Here is a 21,461-nt window from a genome sequence, read left to right as displayed (position 1 = left end):
ACCAAGTAGCTACTGACTTCAGAGGGATCAACTTTAGTTAGCAATGGCTGCTCTGTCACCATATTACAAAAATGTTTCATTCGATGGCTTCCCTTTGCTAGAATCCGCGACGATTTTGAGAGAGTAAGTTCATGGAGGATTTCGAATGAAAACCATTGCATCCTTATCTGTAGTAGCTATGGCTGTTGCTGCTGCTATTCCTGCACAGGCCAACACAACGTTTGATTTGCCGAATTTTAGCCAATGCTCCGATGCTGCGACTCAGAGCAATACAAATGACCGTGAGGTGTATCGCATTTTTTCAGATTTCTACTATGAAATTGAAGATAAGCGCGAGTATGCCGTTACCGCGGTGAAAAACTGGGCAAAAAACTTTGCCTCTAGCTGTATCACTTCCACCACTCAAATCACATTAGATGATGTACAGTGTGATGATTTTATCGGCGGTGCGCCAGTTTGCCGTATAGAAAGTGATGAAGGTGACTATGTTGTTGTAAAAGACTACGTTGATTCCACCAATGTAGTCCTTTCCAAGCATGACCAGCAAAACTGGCCTGCAGTTCACACCTCTAATGACATGGACATGCTGTGGATGGCCAATCCTGCGAAGTGTTACTCCGACCTTCTAAAGTCTGGTGTGGATTCCCAGGCGTATTACCTGGATGCCTATAATTACCGTTACTTTGGTGATTTCCGATTTGTGTTGGCTAGAACTACACGTGATCTGGTGCAAAATCTGGCTGGACAATCTAATCAATGTGCCTATGAAACGATAGGTATTGAAGCCAATAAAATGGAGTGTTCCGAGACCTCTGGCGGTACTAAAATATGTGCTTCCAGGCACACCAATGCAGGTTATTTCGTATTTGTTAGTGATGACAACCACGGAATGCATGTGGTATTTAATCGCTGGGACTGATAAGTGTTGAAGGTTGTGAAAGCTCCTCAAGAGGGAGCTTTTTTTGTGTCTTTGTGATATTTCCCTGTTTTCCTTGGCCCAATAAGATAGGCTTGTTTTTCGCTAATACACTTGACTGTCCCTGGTCCCATTTCAAAGTATTCTCTAACTTTTTAAGCTGAGGGAATAAACAACTGGTTTCAGCTGCTCAGTATGAAGGTAATTCCTGAGAAGCTTTGGCTACCGCCTCTCCCCTTGTTCTGAAAAATACTCCTTTTACTGAATATTGATTTTAGGGACAGTATTTTGTTTCCCCTTGCTATAAGTGCTTTAGGCTGATAGCCTGAAAATGTGATCACATTTTTAGACTTTTGAAGGTTCTTATTTTTTTGGTACATAAATTCAGGGAGTAGAAGTATGCAGGGTGAAATAATAACTGCCACGCCAAGGCATGCCGATATAGTAGCGCATCTAGTTGCCAAGCTATTAATGGCTTTGGTGGGGCATAAGCGTGAAATCAAACCTGATCAACTCATTGAGGCAAGTAACAAGCTGCTGGTAAGGGAGAGTGCTTATAATGCTTTTCTTTATAGAGTTGAGGGTGAGATTGTTGCTGTTATTACCGTTTCCAGGTCTGCAGCTATTTATGCTGGAGGGTATTATGGCGTTATTGAAGAGTTTTACGTAGAACCTGAATGCCGAAGTCAGTCGATTGGTAAAAAAATGCTGGACCGAGTGGTTCAGTTTGCAAGAGAGCAGGGGTGGCCACGTTTGGAGGTGAGTACACCAGAGAAAGACGAGTGGAGCAGGACAGCAGATTTTTATCGTCGGGAAGGATTTTCAGATAACTCTAATGGGGAGAGGTTGAAGCTGGAATTATAGCCTTATTTTTCTATAAGGTTCGGTACCTTCTGTATGTCTATTTTCCTTGCAGTTTTTATTGATTGTATCGGGCCCTATATAGGCTGAGAAATCAGTGTGTATTAAGGTGGGAAAGCTTATATTAATTCGCTCTCATCGTTTAAATTTAGGACTTTGTAAGGGTGCCTCAACAAGCTTTCTCCAAATAATACTTCTATAACATTGAGCGTTGAGAGTGGACGGGAAATATATGCTATGCCGATTAATGTAAATATTTGTTTGGTGGTGAAAAACTCCCTGTTTTAGCCTTTAAGGCTGAATGAATCGTTGTGGCGTCATTAAGTTGCACGATTTTTTAGTGGTGAATATTTAGGGGGTTGCGGTGGTTGTAATAAAAATTGAGTTTGGCTCTTTGAGATTTTCTAGCCTAGATGTTCGGAATTACAATAAGTACTGAAAAAGATTCTCATTTCCGTCTGAGTTAATGCTTGGAGATATGATTTAGTGGATGTTTTATTGATATTATTTTGCCTGACTGTTTAGTTCTGTAGGGCGCTTATGCTTTACGGAAAAACTGGTTAACAGTGTCATCATCTCGTTCTTGATTTTTGCGGTTTAATATAATTAACTGCCGCTCGGGTTTAAATATTTTCACCTTTGGTGTGCTCGCCAAGCTGGGAAATAATAAATATATATCGCATGGTGAAAAGGGTGTTAAAAATCAAATATGAATACATTGCACTAAATTTATAAACATAAGGTCAGTTAAAGCAGTCGGCCGTTTTTATTACAAGGAAAATAATGAAACGTCGCGATCTTCTGAAAGCCGCAGGTGCTCTATCGACACTGCCACTGGCTGGTATGACCAGTTCTACAGCTCAGGCAAGTAATCGCCTAGAGGATTCCACCTTCCCAAAGTCAATTATGCATGGCAGCCTGCAGGATTCTTCCGGTTTCCTTAAGGTGGTTCAAGGTAACTTGCCTGATGATGTTACCGGCCATTTGTTGATGGCCGAGGGGATTCCTCTCGCTCCTAACCATTTGACTCCAAATGGAAAAGGTGCGCTTACCCGGTTGGATTTCAGTGGTAGAGCCAGTAATGGCAGTGTGGCTTATACGCGAAAAATGATCAGAACCGCCTCTGCAATTATGCAGGAGCAAGATTTGAGTGGTTTCGATAAGTTTAATTTGCTGGGGGGAACTATCTATTCCAGCCCAAATCTTGGCTTTATGAATTATTGCAATACGGCCCCCAATTATATGGGGGAAAATCGCTTTGCGATGAGCTATGAGGGTGGGGTGCCCTATGAGTTCGATGCTACCACTCTGGAAATGATAACCCCTATTGGTGAGGTGGGAGAGTGGGAATCCAGTCTTCCTCCTCTGTTGGATAACCTAACGCCAAAGAAGTGGTTGTTCCCACAAATTCGCACTACTGGTCACCCCTTCTTTGATTTGGCGTCCGGTGAGTGCATTACCATCAATTATGGTGGCAATATGGGTGACTCCGGTCGCTCGGGCTTTATTCGCTTGATTTCCTGGGATCAGCGGGGGGCTTTCAAAAGCTGGAATATTCGTGATCGCCAGGGAAATAACGCTTATATCGCGGCCAGTTCCCACTCCCTGGGGGTTACTCGTAACCATGTCATTATTTTTGAGACCGCAGCGAGGGTCGAATCCACTCGTATTCTCGGTACCCATATTGTGCTGCCACAGGAACACAAAACTCGCTGTTGGGTGATACGTAAGTCGGATATGGTACCTGGGCGTGAGGATATTATTGCTGACTACCTGGAGCTGGGCTTTGATACCTCCGATATTGTTTGCAACTATGACGACAGTGCCGGTGAAATCACTCTCTATGGCCAGTATATGGGAGCCATGGACAAGTCTGAACAGCTGTTCCGCTATGAAATATTCCAAGAGGGTGGGCTAGTGCCCAAGTGGTTGTCCGGCTATCCGGCGGCGCCTGTGGATGTTGGAGGTCTGGTGCGGGCTAGAATTCAGGTAACGTCTGACTTTGCACGGGAGATCAAAGACGATTACCGGGTTATCCGCGATGAAAACCTCCTTTGGGATATGAATGACCCAGCTTATCGGGGGCACTTTCAGTTTCCAGAGACATTTGAGCATCTGTATTGGGCTGCGGTGGGCTACCGCCCAGATTTGGTTTCTATGCGCGTTTCCTGGGCATACCGCAATTACCCAGAACGTTTTTATAGTTATTGGGATATGCCCGAGCAAAGTAAGCCATCTGCTTTGGTGCATATGGATTGCACCCGCATGCAAATTGCCGATGCTTATCAGTTCCCCGATGACTGTGTGATGCGGACACCGCAGTTTATGGCGCGGTCTGGATCCACTGCGCAGAATGATGGTTATCTAATTGCTGCGGTTGTTCGGAAAAATCCGAGTAGTGCGCAATCCAACGGTAAAGAGTTCTGGATATTTGATGCTGCCGCACTCAGCCGGGGGCCACTCTGTATCCTCGCCAGTGAGTCTTTGGAATTTGCTACCACCAACCATGCCCTGTGGGTGCCCTCTATCGGTCGCCGTCCAGCTATGGCTTACCGTTCTGGATACGGGGATTTCCTGCGCAGTAAAGCGCCTGATCACAGTCGCAATGTTCAGGAAATAATCGATCGGGAGCTATTACCTAGATTTGGTTAATTTTTCCATTAATTGAAATACAACAACTCAATAATGCAACAACAAGGAAGCAAAGGCATGTACCATCCACTTCTCTCCGGGCGAAGTCATTTGTTGCGCCGGGCTACCAATTTCTTGTGTGCGGCAGGTTTGTTTTTTGCTGCGGGGGCTTCGGCGGAGCAGTTACCTCCCCCCATTGATGTACCTGAGGTTTTGAAAAACTATCAGGACACCCAGGATTGTTTTCCCGGTGTTATTCATGACCCTTCAACAATCGCTGAGGTACAGTCGATAGTGCGCGATGCTGCCGCTCAGGGGCGTAAGGTCATGACCGGTACCCGGCGCTTTAACAGCCAGATAGACGCGGCTTGTGCGGGCAACGGCGAAGTGCAAATCACTCTGGAAAATATGAACCAGGTGGTTAGCCTGGATAAAGAAAACCGCTTGGTAACTGTTCAAGCTGGTATGCGTTTTAATGATCTAGCAGCCTATTTGCGTGAGCATGAACTCAGTGTACCGATGGTTACTGAGCTGGCGATCTTCTCGATTGGCGGGATGCTCGGCAGCGGCACTCATGGATCCACCTTTACTCAGAAAAGCAATATGATTTCTGACTATGTCACCGAGATAAAGCTCGTTGATGGCAAGGGGAATCTGCGTGTAATCACTGGTGAACTACTCAATGCTGCGCGGGTTAACCTTGGTGTTTTGGGGGTTGTGGTTGAAGTGACTATTGAAGCCGAACCCGGCTACAAGGTACAAGCCAAAGTGAAGGGACACCGGGATGACAGCGATCTGGAGAATGTCATTTTGGGCTTGGCTCGGGATAACCACTCCGCAAATATTGCCTGGTTCCCAGGTCTCGGCCGCTATACGGTTACTACTTATAATAAGGTTCCTTTGGACACCCGGGGCAATGCTTATAACGCTCAAGCTGATGTCTCGGATTTTTCCGAATATCTCTTTGGCCTGATTTTTGATAGCTTGCATGAAGCCGACAGTGCTGCCCTGCAGTGCTTTGCCGCATCTCTGCGCTATACGGCCCGCTCCAGTTCTTATTTCCGCGATGTAAATACCGGTCTAAAGAAATTCATTAAGCCCACGGGGCACGCGGATCTGATGCAGCATTTTGTCTGTAAAGAGCCGAACAATTGTGTCTGGGATAAGTTGCCGATTGCCTTGCAGGAAGTGGCCATACCTTTTGAGGAGCTGCCCAACTGGATTGCCGATGTGCGCCAGATTATTGCCCACAGTGAGCGCACCTGCTTCCCCTTGAACGGTATTTACTTCCGCTTTGGTAAGGCCTCCGATAGCTATCTGGGAATGAGTGCTGGGCGCGACACCGCTTTTGTAGGTATTGAGTATACTCTGCGCCAGCGCGGTGAGGCGGTGCCTAAAAACTACTTTGTAAACCTGGAAATTGAGCAGATGTCGCTACGCAAATATGGCGCCAGACCGCACTGGGGTAAGAATTCGGTGGCTATTTTTGAGGATATGCCCTCGCGCTTCCCGAAATGGTCTCAGTTCCTTGATGCCAAGGCGGAATTGGATCCTGAGAATGTCTTTACCAATCCATTCTGGCAGCGGGTTAGTGGCCAAGACCCTCTTGAGAATTACCTAACGCCCCAATGTAATGCTGACGGGCAGTGCTATTGCAGAACCGATGCACATTGTGAGCAAGGGGCAACTTGCCAAGCAGGTAATTGGTATTCCGAGGCGCGGATATGTAAGAAAGATTAGGCTTGTATTGATACAAAAGGAGTGGTGGTTTCACCACTCCTTTTTATTTTATTGATGATTGAGTGTTAATTCTTTGAAAGGTGCTCTTTAATATACAGGCAAAACTTTTCTGGATTTTCTATTGGCAACATGTGATTTTCTGAAGCCGCTTGCAATAATTTAGATGAAGGAGTGTGACTGGCAGCAGATTTGGATACTATCTGAAAGAGATTTCTGGTATTACTGCCGTATCCAATCGTAGTGGGGATTTGGATTTTCGACAGGTGCTCTTTATCCAGGCAGGGCTTTTCAGTTTGAGAGAGTTGTAAGGGCAGGGTGTGAGCATTCTCCAGTTGCTGGGCCCGAAGTACTGGTGCTTGTGAAGAGAAATAGCCAGCTCTGTTCCCGGAACCATCAATAAGAAACGCCACAGCCTCCTCAAGCTTACCATTGTCAACCGCTTCGAATACCTTGCCAAACATGGCTTCGGCATCCTGCATAAACGCCTCCATTTTCTTGGCATCCAGATGTCCTGGATAGCCAGGCTCATAGATAAATAAGCTTTTGAACAATTTGGGGGCTTTTATTGCTGCGCTTAAGGCAACATCAGCACCATAAGACCAGGCGATCAAGTGAATGGGGCCATCGCCAAGCGTGGCTGAGAAACTAATTAAATCATCGGCATGAGTTTCAATGCCAAAACTTCCACTCGAGCCTTTATTGTCAACACCAAAATGTCTTTGGGTGAGAGAAACAACCCTGTATTCTTTTGCGAGTATACGATGGTGTGGTTCCCACATTCTTTCATCGGCAAGTGCACCATGAAGAAAGAGGACAGTTTCTTTAGGTTTTTCTAGTGAGTGCTTCATCTTTGGTATATAAGCTTTATTATTTATTTCTAACTTTATTTCTAACTTTATTTCTATTTCTAACTTTTCACTCTCTGAATTAGAGAGCGCTAATAGCTTGGGTTTGCGCTTCTATGCCTTAAGGTTTTACTCTTTGTAAAGTCTGATAAGGGCCAAGAAGCTGATAGCGGCCAAGTTTACTCCAATCCCCCAAGTTTGTTCACTTAATGGGGAGAGTGAGTATTCAGCACCGATACTCAGGCGATATGTATCACTGAAGGGTGGATATATCAATAAAAAGGATGCGCCTACTCCGGTGGCAAGTTTAAAACTCAGAATAGGAGATGTGATCCAGGGGATCTGTGCAATAAAAACCCGCTCAAGGTGCTTAATGTTTGAAGGGAATCTCAAAAATTTTATGCCCGCGTATACTGAGTATACAAAAAAGGCAAATACTAGGCTGCTACCAATTGCTTTATTGAATGTTAATTCTCGTGAAATCATGGTATCTGCTGCAACCATAATGCTTCCAATTGAGCCGCCTGCAATTGACGTGGCCAGTAAGATCTTTCTGATTATTGCTTTCAATGACTTCCCTTAAAACACCAGTTATTCATATTCTTTTTTGCGGATAGCTTTTCCCAGACCAAGTATATTGATAATTCAATGATCTATGAGAGTCTGTCTCTCAATGAGTTAGCCTGATCGGCCCCATTAACAAGAGCAAGATTAATAAACGATCTGCATCGCGAGAGCGCCCGGGTATAACTCAGGCGCTTTAAACTGGAGGATTGCCTTAAAAATTTATCAGGACAGTGGCAGGAGGGTATTTCTGTCTAATTTATTTTTCCAACAACTGATCCAACGGTAATTCAGTGCGGTAACGTACCTGTTTTAGGGAAAAGCTACTCTTAATATGATCAATACCCGGTAACTCCGTCAGTTTTTTATCGAGAAATTCCTGGTAGGCCTGTAGGTTGGGAACAACCACGCGGAGCAGGTAGTCGAAGTCACCGGTCATTAAGTAACATTCCATAACCTCCGGCCATTGGCCGATAACAGATTCAAAATCCTGTAGCTCTTTTTTCACTTGGTGGTTTAGGGTTACCTGAATAAAGACACTAACTGGAAGGCCTACTTTTTCGGGCTCCAAAAGGGTCACGGCGCGCTTGATAAATCCCTGTTCATTGAGATTTTTGACCCGCCGCGAGCATGGCGAGGGGGAAAGGCAGACTTTTTCTGCCAGCTCAATATTGGGAATAGTGGCATCCTCCTGGAGGATCTCCAGGATTTTTTTATCGATGGCATCCAGTAAATAGGCCATGGTTTTTTCCGTATCTCTTCTCTCTGAACGAACACCGGATTATCCGGCTGCTTCACTGCCATGCCGGTATGACAAAACATCCCGGTTGAGTCCTTTCTGGGCAATTATCCTGTTTTATGACTGCGCCGTGAAACCGTTTATTCTTTGTTATCAATATCCGCTCACTAGATCTGTGCTGAGTGACCAGCCACCACCTACTCGTTCACTCAGCTTTCCTGTAACCGACTTGCAAACTAGGAAGGTGGCTACGTGTAGGGGTAGATTCTGCGTCTCTTACAGTGGCGCCCCCGTGTAGGGCCTATTCGATGAATCCCTAAAAAACTGACTTTTTGAGTGAATTGTTGCTGGTAGTTTGTGATCTTTAGCGAGTTGTGTCCGTATTATGCCCTAGCCAGGCTTATTTTGGTATGACCTGCCCGGCCGGGCGGTGTTAATTTTAGCGGCTAGTAAGCAGATGCTTCGGTTTGGCTTTGAGCTGTTTCAGTAGGTGCCGAGAGAAATGTGGCACCGTGGCTATCGTCATCAAACCGGGCAAAAGAAAAGCAATAATGAATTAATAGGTGGTACCCATGGCAATGGTCGAAGGCGATCAGGAACTGGGCTTTGATACCGAGTATTCTCTCAAAGCCGCATTTACCCGTGATTCTGGCCGAGTCTTTCTGACTGGTATTGATGCGCTGGTGCGCCTGCCGCTCATGCAGAAACGTATGGATGAGCTGGCTGGCCTGAATACTGCGGGCTTTATTTCCGGCTATCGGGGCTCCCCTCTCGGCGGTTACGACCAAGCGCTCTGGCGTCATAAGAAGCTACTCGCTGGGCACGATATCCACTTTGAACCGGGTATTAACGAAGACCTTGGGGCCACCAACATTTGGGGTACCCAGCTAGTCGATCACTACCGAGAGCAGGCCACCCGCGATGGGGTCTTTTCCATTTGGTATGGCAAGGGCCATGGGGTGGATCGCACCGCAGATGTATTTCGCCAGGCGAATATCCAGGGCACCGCCAAACTCGGCGGTGTGCTGGCATTGTGTGGCGATGACCACACCGCTGAGTCCTCCATGTTTTCCCACAACACCGATCAGATTTTTGAATCGGTAATGATGCCGTTGCTGTTTCCCGCCAGTATCGACGAGTATCTCACTCTCGGTCTCGCTGGTATTGCACTGTCGCGCTTTTCCGGTCTGTGGGTAGGGTTCAAGGCCATTACCGAAACGGTAGAGGCCGGTGCCTCTCTGGTGGTTCCAAGCTTGCCACAGTTCACTATTCCGGCGGACTTCCCCATTCCTGCCCATGGCTTGAATTATGACCCGCACCTGAATTGGCCCGCTGAGCGCCTGGAGTACGAGCGCCGTATGCTGGAGGAGCGCTTGCCGGCGGCGCAGGCCTTTGCCTATGTCAATCGCCTGGATAAAACAACGCATGAAAGCGAGCGCAAGCGCTTTGGAATCGTGACTGTGGGCAAGGCCCATGGGGACCTGCTGGAAGCGTTACAACTGCTCAACCTGAGCGAGGAAGATCTGCGCCAGGCGGGCATTGCCATTTATAAGGTGGCGATGTCATGGCCCCTGGAGCCTCGCGGTATCAGTGAGTTTGCCGACGGTATGGAACGGCTGCTGGTGGTGGAGGAAAAACGCCCGCTGGTGGAAGACCAGTTGAAGAACCTACTGTATGGCTGGGAGGACAACCGCCGCCCGAAAGTGGTCGGTAAGAAGGACCTCAATGGTGAAGATCTGCTGCCGGCGATCTGGGGTTTTGGACCAGATCAGGTGGCCAAGGCGATTACCCGCTGGCTGGCAGATACTGACCTCGCACAGCGTTTGATCCCCCTGGCAGAAAAATTGGGAGGCAATGTACCTCAGCGAGCACAAGGCCTGTTGGCGCGGGAGCCAATTTTCTGCGCTGGCTGCCCCCACAATACTTCCACCAAACTGCCGGAGGGCAGCCTCGGCAGCGCCGGCATTGGCTGTCATATCATGGCGCTGGGCAAGGGGCTGCGCACCGATACTTACTCCCATATGGGCGGTGAAGGCGCCCATTGGGTGGGGTTGCACCGCTTCTCGAATGCCGAGCATATTTTCCAAAATATGGGAGATGGTACCTATAACCACTCCGGTTTATTGGCGATTCGCCAGGCAGTCGCCAGTAAGGTCAATATCACTTACAAAATCCTTCTCAACGATGCGGTGGCTATGACCGGTGGCCAGCCTGCCGATGGCGAGGTAAACGCTCCAAGTCTGGCCGCGCAGCTGCTGGCAGAAGGCGTTGGGGTGGTGGTTCTGCTCAGTGAAAACCCCGATCACTGGCATCAGCACCGCGGCCAGTTGCCGGCGAAAGTGGAAGTGTTAGACCGCTCAGAGCTGGATGCCGTCCAGCGCCGTCTGCGTGAAACGCCGGGTGTCACCGCCATTATTTACGAGCAGGTGTGCGCCGCAGAAAAACGCCGGCGCCGCAAGAAAAAACTGATGGTGGATCCGCCCAAGCGCCTGCTGATTAACCAGCGCGTGTGCGAGGGTTGTGGTGATTGTAGTGTGCAGTCGAGCTGTATCGCCGTGGAGCCCCTGGAAACCCCCTATGGCCGCAAGCGTCAGATCAATCAGTCCAGCTGTAACAAAGATATGCGCTGTGCCGATGGCTTCTGTCCCAGTTTTGTCACCATCGAGGGTGGTGAGCTGAAAAAACCGCCGGTTCAGTCTCTGGCCGAGTCCCTGGATTCTGCCATTGTCGATTTGCCGCCAGCGCCGGTGGCAGCCCTGGAACAACCTATTAGCATCTTGGTGGCCGGCATCGGCGGCAGCGGTGTACTCACTGTGGCGGCACTTTTGGGTATGGCCGCGCACCTGGAAGACAAGGGCAGTACCACGCTGTATTTCACCGGCCTATCACAGAAAAATGGTGCGGTGGTCGCCCACGTAAAAGTGGGTGCACGCCCGGAAGCCATTACTACTGCGCGTATCCGCGATGGCGCCGCTGAGCTGCTGCTCGGTTGCGATATGGTCACCGCTGCGGGCCAGCGCCCGAAATTTGCCACGGGCAAAATGCGTGCGCTGGTGAATACGGCCGAGGTGCCGGTGGCGGCCTTTGTGCGAGACAACGAACTAGCTTTCCCGGCGGATGCCACCCAACAGAGTATTGAGTCCCTTTGTGCCGAGTATTTCGCCTTCGATGCGAATAAGTACGCACAGGCACTGTTTGGCGATACGGTTGCCAGCAACCTGATGATTATGGGCTTCGCCTGTCAGAAGGGACTGCTGCCAATTGGTGAGGCGGCACTGGAGCGGGCCATCGAACTGAATGGTGTGGCGGTGGAAAATAACCTTCGCGCATTCCGTGCAGGGCGCTTGTTGGCGACGGATCCGAGGGCGATAGAAAAGCTGGCGGTACCGGCGCAGCTCGTAAAAATGATCGAGCCGCAGGAATCTGTGGAGCAATTGATCGCGCGTTTGAGCCGCGAGCTGGTTGAATATCAAAATGCCGCTTACGCTCACCAGTTCACACAGGGTATCGAGCATTTATACCGAGCGGAGCTGGCTCTTGCCGGCACGACGGGGGAATTGACCCGCACTGCAGCCAACAGCTTGTTCAAAGCCATGGCCTATAAGGATGAGTACGAGGTAGCGCGCCTGTACAGCGGCGAGGATTTCCAGCGTCAGTTGCGCGAGACTTTTAGCGGTGATTATTCCCTCAAGTTCCATATGGCCCCGCCATTGCTGGCACGCCCCGATGCCAGTGGCCGGGTGCGCAAGATGCAGTTTGGCCCTTGGATGGGCCGCTTAATGCCATTGTTGGCGCGTGGTAAAGCGTTGCGTGGTTCCGTGCTGGATGTGTTTGGCTACACCGAAGAGCGCCGCGCCGAACGGGACTGGGCGCGCCAGGTGGCACAGGCGGTGAAGTCGGTGGCGGCTCAGCTAAGCGCTGACAATCTTGCCGAAGCCCAGGAATTGCTGGCAACTCCTATGCAAGTGCGCGGTTACGGGCATGTGCGTGAGCAGAAATTTGCCCAGGTACAGGAGCGCTGGCAGCAGTTATTCACCCAGTTTACCGCGGGGAACAAGGAGCAGGCGCCGGTGGCGGTTTCCTGAGCCCCTGGGTAAGCAACGGAAAGAGTGCATCGGAAATAAGTAAGGAATGGATGTATGGCAGGGACGCCAGTGATATTTCTTACCGTGTACCTGGAGGCAAAATCTATCGGGTCTAACCCGGCCGAAAGGGGATCAGCGGGTTGAGAAACAGACCGCGGACTCCAGTGAGTGAAACCGGAGCTTCTACTGCGGAAAAACACAGGCAGTCCATGTCCTGAGTGGCGATGGGCCTGTGTACCTGCCCCGGCTCGCGCAGGACGAAATCCCCCCGCCCATAGATACCGTTGTGATCGGAAAAGCTGCCGTGCAGTACCAGGGCGAATTCCCGCCCGCGGTGATCGTGTTTCGGTAGTCCGCTGCCGCTGCGCAGGCTGTGAAAAGCCACTTCATACTTTCTCTGTCCAGACTTGAGCCGGCATATTTGTAGGTTGCGAGTCAGGGTCTTCCAGCGCCTGTTTGGATTGCTGGCCAATAATTTATTTAACACTTTGGGTAAGTGGTCCATAGCCGGTTCCCTGCTGACTGGGGCCGGGGTGGAGCTTTCTTCACTTTTGTGGAGGATTTTCTCCGGAATCTGGCTGATGCGTTCCATCAGGCGCTCGAAGGCGTTGGCTTGCAATGGCTGCGCCGGGCTCCCATTTAGGAGGGAGCCACCGAGATTGTTCAGGGTATGCAACTGGGATCGGCAATCAGCACACATCTGCACATGGGCTGCAACAACCAGGCTGGGGCCCCTGGCCAAGCTGCCTGAGGCGTATTCCAACAGAAGGTTTTCATCCGGGTGATGGCGAATCATTGGACGTTTACCTGACGAACCGAGCTTGCAATTTCTTCATGGCCAGGCGCACCCTGGATTTGACCGTGCCCAAGGGGAGGCGTAATTCTTCGGAGATCTCGCTGTGGGATTTTCCTTCCATATAAGCCTTTTCCAAAATGTGGCACTGCTCAGCGGGTAGGGCGCTGAGGCCATCGGCAATATCGCGCTCGTTGCGCTTGTGTTGTAAGAACAGCAGCGGCTGGCTTTCCAGGTTCTCATCCCAAATATCGGCCACATCAACATCGTTGTCGCGATTTTGATGGCGCTGGTTGCGGCGCAGCATGTCAATACGGCAATTGCGCATAATAGTGAATATCCAAGTGCTGGCCGAGGCCTTGCCCTGGTCAAAGCGGGGGGCTTTGTGCCATACCTTGAGCATAACTTCCTGCACCAGTTCATCGGCCGCTTCGGCGTTGAGGGCCTGGGTACTGCGGCTGTGGTGGAAGCCCTTAATGAGCGGGGCAAAATGTCGGAAAACACGCTCAAACGCTTGGCGGTCGCGCTGAGCGCCAACCTGCGTTAGCAGCCTGCTCCAGTCATCCTTGTAGTCCTGGGAAGCTTTCACCGCAATTCCATTGCCGTTTTGTCTTTGCCTATGCGCCATATTAGCGCTCTCTAATGTTGTGTCGATCCTTACTACGCATCTGCGCACTAAATGGATTGGGTTATTTTTATTTTGGCGCTGTGATCTGCCATTGGCAGGCTAACGTAAATCAGAGGGGTAGCGCCGCGGAATACAGTGGAAGGGAAAATGAGCAGCCGCACATTGGTAAAAGAAGTCCAGTCTTATTATCGGGATTTTTTGGTTAGAGATCCGGCGGAACTGTCAAATATGTACAGTGACAAAATTGTGTTTCGCGATCCTCTGCACCGAATCGAGGGGCTCCCCGCCCTCAAGGCCTATTTCTCTGATATGAGCCACGGCCTTACCCAGTGTCGCTTTCGCTTTGAGGAGGCTTCCATTACCCGTGATAGTGCCTGCCTGCCCTGGTATATGCACTATGCACACCAGTCTTTGAAGGGCGGCCGGCCGCTGCGTTTACGCGGTTGTAGTTTGGTGCGCTTTTCCGACAAAGTGTTTTATCACGAAGATTTCTATGACATGGGGGCAATGGTGTACGAGCAGGTGCCCCTGCTGGGCTCCCTGTTGCGCAGGATTAAGTTGCGTCTGGAGCGGGGCTGACTGGTGACGGAGATTCGCAACAGGACACTATGGGTTACTGGAGCCAGTTCCGGCATTGGCCGCGCCCTGGTCTTGCGCCTTGCCGAGCATAATAACTTTGTAATTGCCAGTGGGCGCCGGCGTGAAGCGCTAGAAGAGCTGCAACAGCTCGCTCCCACACATATTCGCATACTCGACTGCGATGTGGCCGACGACAGCGGTATGGCCTCTACCTTCGAGCGCCTAAAGGATTTAACCGATCATCTGGATACGGTAATTGCGTGTGCTGGCACTTGTGAGTACGACGATGATTTACAGCTTGAAACCACAATGTACCGGCGGGTTTTTGATGCCAATTTCTTTGGTGTAGTGAATACATTGCATTGTGCTTTACCGCTGCTGGCTGTCAGTGCTTCTCCGGTTTTTGCCGCATTGGGCAGCTTATCTTCGCTAGTGCCATTTCCCAGGGCAGAGGCTTATGGCAGCTCCAAAGCCGCGCTGGATTATTTTCTGGCATCGGTACGTGGGGATGTCTGTCATACCAACCTCAAGGTCGTGTTGATCCGCCCTGGTTTTGTCGACACCCCGCTTACCGCACAGAACGACTTTGACATGCCTTTTTTGATTAGCGCGGAGCAAGCAGCGGAGTATATTGAGGTGGGGTTGGCTCGCAGAAAATCCATAATCGATTTTCCTTTGCGCTTGAGCCTGCCACTGCGTTTTCTCGGATTTTTCCGTTCTCTTTGGTTTCGTTTTTGCACACCAAAAATAAGTAGGATTCGTACCTTAAGGAAGAGTTGATGCGTATTGCCATCGTCGGGAGTGGAATTGCCGGCATGACGGCGGCTTATCTTTTGAGTCGCAAGCATGAGATTACCTTGTTTGAATCACAGGACCGCCTGGGGGGACATACTGCGACTATTGATGTAGAGGAAGAAGGCAAACGAACCCTGGCTATTGATACCGGCTTTATCGTGTATAACGACTGGACCTACCCGAACTTTATTCGTTTACTCAATGAGCTGGGTGTCGAATCCCAGCCAACCTCTATGGGTTTCAGTGTGCGCTGTGATCGGGAGGGCTATGAGTATGCCGGCAACAATCTCAATACATTATTTTCCCAGCGCTCCAATCTTCTCAGTGCCGGCCACTGGCGCATGTTATGGGATATAGTGCGGTTTAATCGCACTGCTATGCGAGATTGGCGCGAGGGGCGTCTTCACGAGGGCCTGACCCTGGGTGAGTATTTACCGGCAAATGGCTATTCGGCCGAATTTGCCAACCGTTATCTGGTGCCCATGGGTTCGGCAATTTGGTCGGCCAGTGTGTCGCAGATGCTGGAATTCTCGGTGAGCTTTTTTGTGCGCTTCTTTTTCAATCACGGGCTGCTCAATCTGCTGCGGCGGCCACAGTGGCGCGTGATTAAAGGGGGCTCTCGCTCTTATATTCCTGCGCTGAGTGCGCCCTATGCCGACAGGATTCGGCTCTCCACTAAAGTGAAATCCCTCTGGCGCAAGGAGCAAAGCGTAGAGCTAGTGACCAGTAAGGGGGAGCAGCTGACGTTTGATCAGGTAATCCTTGCCTGCCACTCGGATCAAGCGCTGGAATGCCTTAAAGATACCTCTAATCTGGAGCGACAACTGCTCAGTGCCATCCCTTACGCGTGTAATAGTGTGGCTCTACATACCGATTCCACTTTATTACCACAGCACAGGCGCAGTTGGTCCAGCTGGAATTACCGCTTGCGTGCCGAAAGCGATGAGCTGCCGGTACTCACTTACAACATGAATATCCTGCAGGGATTGGCAACGGATAAAACCTATTGTGTCACCCTGAATGCTGAGGAGCGTATCAACCCCAAAAAAATTCTCGCTCGCTTTGAATACGCGCATCCCCAGTTTTCTGTGGCGGGTAATCGTGCCCAACAGCAGTGGGAGAGGATAAACGGAGTGAATCGTACCTGGTTTTGTGGCGCTTACTGGGCCAACGGCTTTCATGAAGATGGGGTATGTAGCGCGCTGCGGGTTGCCAAAGGGCTTGGGGTTGATTGGTGAAGGAAAAGCCAAAGGCTATCGTTGCGGGCGCGGCCATGAAGAGCGCTATTTATACTGGCTGGGTTCAGCATCGTCGTTTTGCACCAAGCCAAAATCAGTTCCGCTACAAAGTGTTTATGGTTTATTTAGACTTGGCGGAGCTGGATGATTTTTGCTCGTTATCGCGCTGGTGGTCCAAAAAGCCCTGGGCACCGGCTCGATTTCGTCGCGAGGATTTTTTTGGCGATCCAGAACTCAGTGTCGAAGAGGCTGTATGTCTCAGGGTTGAGCGGGTTGCAGGAGAGCGCCCGCAAGGGCCCATACGCGTGCTCGCTAATTGGCGCTACTTTGGCTATAACATGAATCCCATCAGTATTTATTACTGTTTTGATGCCGAGGGCAGGGAAGTGCATTGGCTATTACTGGATGTTCATAATACTCCCTGGAAGGAGCGTCATAGCTATGTACTCGATTGCCGCTCTGGGGCTCGTGTACAGAAAGTAGCTTTTGCAAAGACTTTTCACGTCTCCCCATTTATGCCGATTTCCCAGGGATATCGCTGGAGAAGTATTACTCCCGGCGATCGCCTAACCGCTTATTTACAGAATTTTGATTTAAGCGATGAGGAGCAGGAAGAGCGCCCCTTATTTGATGCCATTCTCAGTCTGCGCCGCAGTGAGCTGAGTGGTGACCTGCTAAATCGTATCCTGATCCAGTATCCATTTATGACCGTAAAAGTGATTGCCACAATTTATTGGCAGGCGCTGAAATTATGGTTCAAGCGCACACCTGTCTATGCCCATCCCGGTGGCAGGGGTGAAGTCCAGGGAGGGGAGAAGCGTTTATGAATGCAAAAGAATCTTCACAGGTTATTGTCGAAGGAGAGAGCCAGTCCTGGTTGATCAGGCTCGCCCGCAAGCTGGTTTTGGGCAAGATGCAAGTGATAGAGCGCGGCCATCTATTGATTGAAGAAGGGGATAGCCATTACCGTTTTGGTCAACCAATTGAACAGGCAAAAGTTCGGGCGCATATTCGTGTGCGGGATCCCATTGCCTATGTACAGGTATTGTTAAACGGCACTATTGGTTCCGGTGAAGCCTATATGGAAAAGGTTTGGGACTCCCCGTGCTTATTGGATGTCATTCGCCTGATGGTTGACAATATGTCCCTGATTGAAAGTATGGATAGCCGCTGGAGTAAATTGCCCCGTGTGCTGCTGCGTGTCCTGCATTGTCTCAACAGTAACAACCGCAGTGGCTCACGCAAAAACATTGCTGCACATTACGATCAGGGAAATGATTTTTTTCAGTTATTCCTCGATAAAACCATGCTCTACTCCTCGGCGATATTTCCCTCAGAGCAGACAACCTTGTACCAGGCTTCCATCCATAAAATGGAGCATATTTGCCAAAAACTGCAATTAAAGCCCGGCGACCACTTGCTGGAAATAGGCACTGGTTGGGGGGGCATGGCCATTTATGCGGCAAAACACTACGGCTGCCAGGTAACCACTGCGACTATTTCTGAAAAACAATATCAATACGCTCGCCAATGGGTGGAGCGTGAAGGACTGCAAGATAAAGTACACGTGCTGCTACAGGACTACCGGGATTTAGAGGGACGCTTTGATAAACTGGTCTCTATTGAAATGGTTGAGGCAGTAGGGCACGAATACCACCACAAATTTTTCTCAATTTGTGGGCGCCTGCTTAAAGAGGATGGCCTGATGTTGATGCAGGCCATTACCATTTCGGATCAACGCTACCATCAATATCGCAAAGATATTGATTTTATCCAGCACTATATTTTTCCCGGCGGCTGTCTGCCATCCAATCAAGTGATTGCTCAGCAGATTGCCACTGCTACCGATATGCAGATTGTGGGGTTAGAGGATATTACTGCAGACTATGCGCGTACCTTGCAACATTGGCGCAAAGCATTTTTGAATCAGCTGCCGCAAGTGCGCAATTTGGGCTTTGACGATCGCTTTATCCGCATGTGGGAATTCTATTTGTGTTACTGCGAGGGTGGCTTTATGCAGCGGGTGATTAGTACTGCTCAGTTCGTCTTCGCCAAGCCGCGCGCTCTTATCGGCTGATATGTGGCGGTTGATAGTCAACGCTTTATTATTTGATATTGCCTGGCCTCTCTGTGTGATTGTCGCACGCCCCTGGATTGTAGTGCCCTTTACCTTGATCAATTTGTTCATCCACTTAACTTTTGTGGCAAACCTGCGTAGGGAGCCTTTGTGGTTGGGGGGGGTTTTTCTATTTGGTGTGGGGGTGGATTCCATTCTATTCCATTTAGGTGTCTTGCAAAATCTCAGCGGTATTTCTTGGCCACCCATCTGGCTGGTGTGTTTATGGTTGAACTTTGCGATGACATTGCGTTACAGCTTGGTGTTTTTGCAGCGTAATTTGTGGTTGGCAGTGTTGCTGGGTGGTTTTTTTGGTCCTTTTAGCTATTACACCGGCGCTTTTCTGAATGGCACCGTAGAGCTGGGTCAGCCCCTGTGGCAATCACTGATGATCCTGTCTCTAATTTGGGCATTGATATTGCCGGGATTTAGTTACTTGGCTCGCGCTATTAATCCCGCTTATCGGTAAAGAGTTTTATCTCTGTTCACGGGTGAATTTTTATGTGAAAGCTTGTTTTTAAGCTTTTGCTTGGCAGGTAGGCCCCTTTCCTTGAAGACTCCCTAAAGACCTCTTAACTTTTTCCTCCAGGCAATCACAATGGCTTTGGCAGGTTCGAAAGCCATATCAAATTCCGATTGTTAGGCTATTTGGTCACTCTTTTCTTCGCTTTTTCTCACTGTCGACTGGCGCCATCTTCAACCAACAGCTAAACCTAAAGATGAAAAGCGTGACATATACGCAATCTCTAGGCTCAGGCTGTAAGAGGTGACCGATGAAAACTGGTATTAGCGCAACTGCAGGATTTTGCATAGCTCTATTAGCTGGCTGTGCTGCTCAACCGGAACAGGTACCTGGTGCCGGTGGCATTGTGATTGATACCTGGGGCGTCAATATGAACCAGTATCAAATCGACCTCTCTGAGTGTAAGGGGATTGCTTATTCCACCTACAGCGACCAGGGGCGCCGGGGGTTAACCGGTGCTGCGGGCGGAGCTGTAGTGGGCGGCGCGCTGGGCGCTATTGTTGGTGATAGCAGTCGCGCAGCGGCGGCAGGTGCTGGAGCGGGCGCTCTGGTGGGTGGCCTCTCTGGTGCTGGCAGTGCCGGTGCAGAAGCCCAGCAGATTATCAAGAACTGTCTGCGCGGGCGCGGATATCGCGTGCTCAATTAATTCCCCTCACAGGAGTTAGCCAGGTTTTCTCGTGGGTCCTCTGATATTCGGCAACCTCACAGGACTTGGCTTGGGCCGGGAAACCCCCGGCTCTTTTTTTTCACTCTTCTTAGCCGCGGCTTTTTAGGCCGAATGCACAGGGTTGATCTTCAGTGAATACCACGGGAGTAGGTTATGACCAGTGGGACTACCATCAATGCCTATGGGGTTATGCAAGCCGGCGGGCCCTTTAAACCGTATCAGATAGAAGTGGGGGATCTGGGAGCAACAGAGGTGGAGTTGGAGGTGCTCTACTGTGGTATTTGCCACAGTGATCTCAGCATGATTGAGGATGAGTGGGGGGTGTCCAAGTTCCCCATAGTTGCGGGTCATGAAGTGATTGGACGGGTGTTGGCTGCGGGAGAGCAGGCCGGGCACTTTAAGCCCGGTACGGTTGTCGGCCTGGGTTGGAATTCCGGCTATTGTGAGACCTGCCACTACTGCCGGCGGGGCGATCAAAATTTGTGTGCCGAAGCTCGCTTTACCACTCTTACCGGCGGGGGCTTTGCCGATAAAGTTCGTGCAGATATGGGTAGCTTGGTGGTTATTCCAGAGGGAGTAGACCTAGTTTCGGCTGGGCCTCTCCTGTGTGGCGGCATTACGGTATTTAACCCTCTGATACAGTTTGATATTCAACCGACGGCTAAAGTGGGGGTGATTGGTATAGGAGGCCTGGGGCATTTGGCCTTGATGTTTTTGAATGCCTGGGGTTGTGAGGTAACGGCATTTACTTCCAGTGAGCATAAGCGCACCGAAGCTTTGTCTCTCGGTGCTCACAAGACATTGAATTCACGTGATCCGGAGGAAATTAAATCAGCCTCCATGAGTTTCGATTTCATAATCTCCACGGTCAATGTCAATCTGGATTGGGATTTATATATTCAGGCTTTAAAACCAAAAGGGCGCCTGCATTTTGTCGGTGCTGTTGTGGATCCAATCCAGTTTACCCTCTTCCCCATGATATTTGGCCAGCGTGATATCTCCGCTTCTCCAGTGGGTAGCCCTGCAGCCATTGAAACGATGCTCGACTTTGTCGCACACCATCAGATCAGGCCGCAGGTGGAAATTTATCCTATGAGCCAGATAGAAGAAGCTTTTAAGCATTTGAAATCGGGCAATCCGAAGTATCGTATCGTGCTGTCCAGGGAGTAATAGGAGGGATTGGGGTGCTATTAGGGTCAACAGCAGGGTATTGCGGTCAATGGCGATCTTCTCAAACTTTTCGATATGCAGGGTCTGACTTTATTTTCTTTATCTGTTCTTAGTAAGTTGTAAATAAGCCGCTTAATCTTGATGGCACTTAAGGTGCCTTTTTTATGGTTGTTATCCCTCTCTGTGAACATTTTCGAAATGCAGGTAGGCATGCATGTACCATTTATTTGGATGCTCAATGAGAGGGAATCATTTTTTTGTGAATTTTTAACTGTGGGTGCAGTCGTATAGATTTCTTTGGCAATAAAAAATAAATATAAGATGGTTATATTAAGGTTGAGCTGCAGGGTTGCGAGGGAAGGGTTTTAGGTGCTTGTTTATCAAGTTTTTCCCTGAAAGATAACTCAACAATTTACTTGCTAGAGCTTTTGTCTGCGTAGCGTTTGTTTGTTGGTTTAGAGTTCTTGGAGGTACTTATTTAAAAGATGAAGCTTTGGTGTAAGCTAAAAACTTCTCTAAATAGAGAGTTTAGTATCAGTTTGAGTGTTACACTTTTTGTAAGGGTCAAATA

18 protein-coding genes are annotated in these 21,461 nt (G+C 49.6%); 13 read left to right on the top strand and 5 right to left on the bottom strand.

Going from position 1 to position 21,461, the window contains the following annotated elements:
* Window positions 1–145: 145 nt before the first annotated feature.
* The 4 genes from ACJJH9_RS12460 (at window position 146) to ACJJH9_RS12445 (ending at window position 6,148) form a co-directional block, all read left to right on the top strand.
* Complete coding sequence (locus ACJJH9_RS12460) at window positions 146–919, top strand: hypothetical protein (RefSeq protein WP_444922966.1); 774 nt, start codon at window positions 146–148, stop codon at window positions 917–919.
* Window positions 920–1,315: 396 nt separating this feature from the next.
* Window positions 1,316–1,780 carry a GNAT family N-acetyltransferase gene (locus tag ACJJH9_RS12455; protein WP_444900330.1) on the top strand — a complete coding sequence of 155 codons (465 nt, stop codon included), beginning with the start codon at window positions 1,316–1,318 and terminating at the stop codon, window positions 1,778–1,780.
* 780 nt (window positions 1,781–2,560) lie between these two features.
* Window positions 2,561–4,429, top strand: a complete 1,869-nt coding sequence (locus tag ACJJH9_RS12450) for a carotenoid oxygenase family protein (protein ID WP_444922965.1) — start codon at window positions 2,561–2,563, stop codon at window positions 4,427–4,429.
* A gap of 57 nt (window positions 4,430–4,486) precedes the next feature.
* Window positions 4,487–6,148: a D-arabinono-1,4-lactone oxidase gene (locus ACJJH9_RS12445; protein ID WP_252082302.1), complete on the top strand. Its 1,662-nt coding sequence runs from the start codon at window positions 4,487–4,489 to the stop codon at window positions 6,146–6,148.
* A gap of 65 nt (window positions 6,149–6,213) precedes the next feature.
* Here the strand turns inward: ACJJH9_RS12445 and ACJJH9_RS12440 are convergent, their stop codons facing one another.
* From ACJJH9_RS12440 to ACJJH9_RS12430, 3 genes are all read right to left on the bottom strand, one after another.
* Complete coding sequence (locus tag ACJJH9_RS12440) at window positions 6,214–6,996, bottom strand: alpha/beta fold hydrolase (RefSeq protein WP_444902686.1); 783 nt, start codon at window positions 6,994–6,996, stop codon at window positions 6,214–6,216.
* Between the two features lie 126 nt (window positions 6,997–7,122).
* Window positions 7,123–7,563 carry a hypothetical protein gene (locus tag ACJJH9_RS12435; protein ID WP_444886655.1) on the bottom strand — a complete coding sequence of 147 codons (441 nt, stop codon included), beginning with the start codon at window positions 7,561–7,563 and terminating at the stop codon, window positions 7,123–7,125.
* Between the two features lie 253 nt (window positions 7,564–7,816).
* Window positions 7,817–8,299, bottom strand: a complete 483-nt coding sequence (locus ACJJH9_RS12430) for an Lrp/AsnC family transcriptional regulator (protein ID WP_152456185.1) — start codon at window positions 8,297–8,299, stop codon at window positions 7,817–7,819.
* A gap of 569 nt (window positions 8,300–8,868) precedes the next feature.
* On the opposite strand from ACJJH9_RS12430, the gene ACJJH9_RS12425 reads away from it, so the two are divergent.
* Window positions 8,869–12,381 carry an indolepyruvate ferredoxin oxidoreductase family protein gene (locus tag ACJJH9_RS12425; RefSeq protein WP_444922964.1) on the top strand — a complete coding sequence of 1,171 codons (3,513 nt, stop codon included), beginning with the start codon at window positions 8,869–8,871 and terminating at the stop codon, window positions 12,379–12,381.
* A gap of 112 nt (window positions 12,382–12,493) precedes the next feature.
* On the opposite strand, the gene ACJJH9_RS12420 is transcribed toward ACJJH9_RS12425, so the two are convergent.
* Together ACJJH9_RS12420 and ACJJH9_RS12415 are read right to left on the bottom strand one after the other, a co-directional pair.
* Entirely contained in the window at window positions 12,494–13,177 is a 684-nt protein-coding gene (locus tag ACJJH9_RS12420) for a ChrR family anti-sigma-E factor (protein WP_444922963.1), read from the bottom strand.
* A 7-nt stretch (window positions 13,178–13,184) separates the two neighbouring features.
* On the bottom strand, window positions 13,185–13,802 hold the full coding sequence (locus ACJJH9_RS12415) for a sigma-70 family RNA polymerase sigma factor (protein WP_252082293.1): 618 nt from the start codon (window positions 13,800–13,802) through the stop codon (window positions 13,185–13,187).
* 147 nt (window positions 13,803–13,949) lie between these two features.
* On the opposite strand from ACJJH9_RS12415, the gene ACJJH9_RS12410 reads away from it, so the two are divergent.
* The 8 genes from ACJJH9_RS12410 (at window position 13,950) to ahr (ending at window position 20,890) form a co-directional block, all read left to right on the top strand.
* Complete coding sequence (locus ACJJH9_RS12410; RefSeq protein WP_252082292.1) at window positions 13,950–14,381, top strand: nuclear transport factor 2 family protein; 432 nt, start codon at window positions 13,950–13,952, stop codon at window positions 14,379–14,381.
* A 3-nt stretch (window positions 14,382–14,384) separates the two neighbouring features.
* On the top strand, window positions 14,385–15,161 hold the full coding sequence (locus ACJJH9_RS12405; RefSeq protein WP_444922962.1) for an SDR family NAD(P)-dependent oxidoreductase: 777 nt from the start codon (window positions 14,385–14,387) through the stop codon (window positions 15,159–15,161).
* Entirely contained in the window at window positions 15,161–16,414 is a 1,254-nt protein-coding gene (locus ACJJH9_RS12400) for an NAD(P)/FAD-dependent oxidoreductase (protein WP_444922961.1), read from the top strand. The genes ACJJH9_RS12405 and ACJJH9_RS12400 overlap by 1 nt, the downstream gene beginning before the upstream one ends.
* A complete protein-coding gene (locus ACJJH9_RS12395; RefSeq protein WP_444922960.1) occupies window positions 16,411–17,241 on the top strand; it encodes a DUF1365 domain-containing protein in 831 nt (276 codons plus the stop codon). Before ACJJH9_RS12400 ends, ACJJH9_RS12395 begins: the two co-directional genes overlap by 4 nt.
* Window positions 17,238–18,491 (top strand): class I SAM-dependent methyltransferase, encoded by a 1,254-nt coding sequence (locus ACJJH9_RS12390; protein ID WP_444922959.1) that lies wholly within the window; start codon window positions 17,238–17,240, stop codon window positions 18,489–18,491. Before ACJJH9_RS12395 ends, ACJJH9_RS12390 begins: the two co-directional genes overlap by 4 nt.
* A gap of 1 nt (window position 18,492) precedes the next feature.
* Window positions 18,493–18,999, top strand: a complete 507-nt coding sequence (locus ACJJH9_RS12385) for a DUF2878 domain-containing protein (RefSeq protein ID WP_444884339.1) — start codon at window positions 18,493–18,495, stop codon at window positions 18,997–18,999.
* 304 nt (window positions 19,000–19,303) lie between these two features.
* Window positions 19,304–19,699, top strand: a complete 396-nt coding sequence (locus ACJJH9_RS12380; RefSeq protein WP_252082282.1) for a YMGG-like glycine zipper-containing protein — start codon at window positions 19,304–19,306, stop codon at window positions 19,697–19,699.
* 174 nt (window positions 19,700–19,873) lie between these two features.
* Window positions 19,874–20,890, top strand: coding sequence for an NADPH-dependent aldehyde reductase Ahr (gene ahr / locus ACJJH9_RS12375; RefSeq protein ID WP_444902678.1), 1,017 nt, complete (start codon window positions 19,874–19,876; stop codon window positions 20,888–20,890).
* Window positions 20,891–21,461 lie beyond the last annotated feature (571 nt).

This window comes from Microbulbifer mixtoriginis (SeqCode) (genome assembly GCF_052466715.1).
The sequence above is the reverse complement of the archived record's forward strand: the minus strand, read 5'-3'. Positions and strand labels throughout refer to the sequence as shown.

What these genes read in the sequence shown, in the direction of transcription:
- ACJJH9_RS12410 (WP_252082292.1), top strand. Translation starts at nt 13,950, where the DNA reads ATGAGCAGCCGCACATTGGTAAAAGAAGTCCAGTCTTATTATCGGGAT.
- ACJJH9_RS12385 (WP_444884339.1), top strand. Translation starts at nt 18,493, where the DNA reads ATGTGGCGGTTGATAGTCAACGCTTTATTATTTGATATTGCCTGGCCT.
- ahr (WP_444902678.1), top strand. Translation starts at nt 19,874, where the DNA reads ATGACCAGTGGGACTACCATCAATGCCTATGGGGTTATGCAAGCCGGC.
- ACJJH9_RS12430 (WP_152456185.1), bottom strand. Translation starts at nt 8,299, where the DNA reads ATGGCCTATTTACTGGATGCCATCGATAAAAAAATCCTGGAGATCCTC.
- ACJJH9_RS12445 (WP_252082302.1), top strand. Translation starts at nt 4,487, where the DNA reads ATGTACCATCCACTTCTCTCCGGGCGAAGTCATTTGTTGCGCCGGGCT.
- ACJJH9_RS12440 (WP_444902686.1), bottom strand. Translation starts at nt 6,996, where the DNA reads ATGAAGCACTCACTAGAAAAACCTAAAGAAACTGTCCTCTTTCTTCAT.
- ACJJH9_RS12415 (WP_252082293.1), bottom strand. Translation starts at nt 13,802, where the DNA reads ATGGCGCATAGGCAAAGACAAAACGGCAATGGAATTGCGGTGAAAGCT.
- ACJJH9_RS12460 (WP_444922966.1), top strand. Translation starts at nt 146, where the DNA reads ATGAAAACCATTGCATCCTTATCTGTAGTAGCTATGGCTGTTGCTGCT.
- ACJJH9_RS12420 (WP_444922963.1), bottom strand. Translation starts at nt 13,177, where the DNA reads ATGATTCGCCATCACCCGGATGAAAACCTTCTGTTGGAATACGCCTCA.
- ACJJH9_RS12450 (WP_444922965.1), top strand. Translation starts at nt 2,561, where the DNA reads ATGAAACGTCGCGATCTTCTGAAAGCCGCAGGTGCTCTATCGACACTG.
- ACJJH9_RS12400 (WP_444922961.1), top strand. Translation starts at nt 15,161, where the DNA reads ATGCGTATTGCCATCGTCGGGAGTGGAATTGCCGGCATGACGGCGGCT.
- ACJJH9_RS12425 (WP_444922964.1), top strand. Translation starts at nt 8,869, where the DNA reads ATGGCAATGGTCGAAGGCGATCAGGAACTGGGCTTTGATACCGAGTAT.
- ACJJH9_RS12455 (WP_444900330.1), top strand. Translation starts at nt 1,316, where the DNA reads ATGCAGGGTGAAATAATAACTGCCACGCCAAGGCATGCCGATATAGTA.
- ACJJH9_RS12380 (WP_252082282.1), top strand. Translation starts at nt 19,304, where the DNA reads ATGAAAACTGGTATTAGCGCAACTGCAGGATTTTGCATAGCTCTATTA.
- ACJJH9_RS12390 (WP_444922959.1), top strand. Translation starts at nt 17,238, where the DNA reads ATGAATGCAAAAGAATCTTCACAGGTTATTGTCGAAGGAGAGAGCCAG.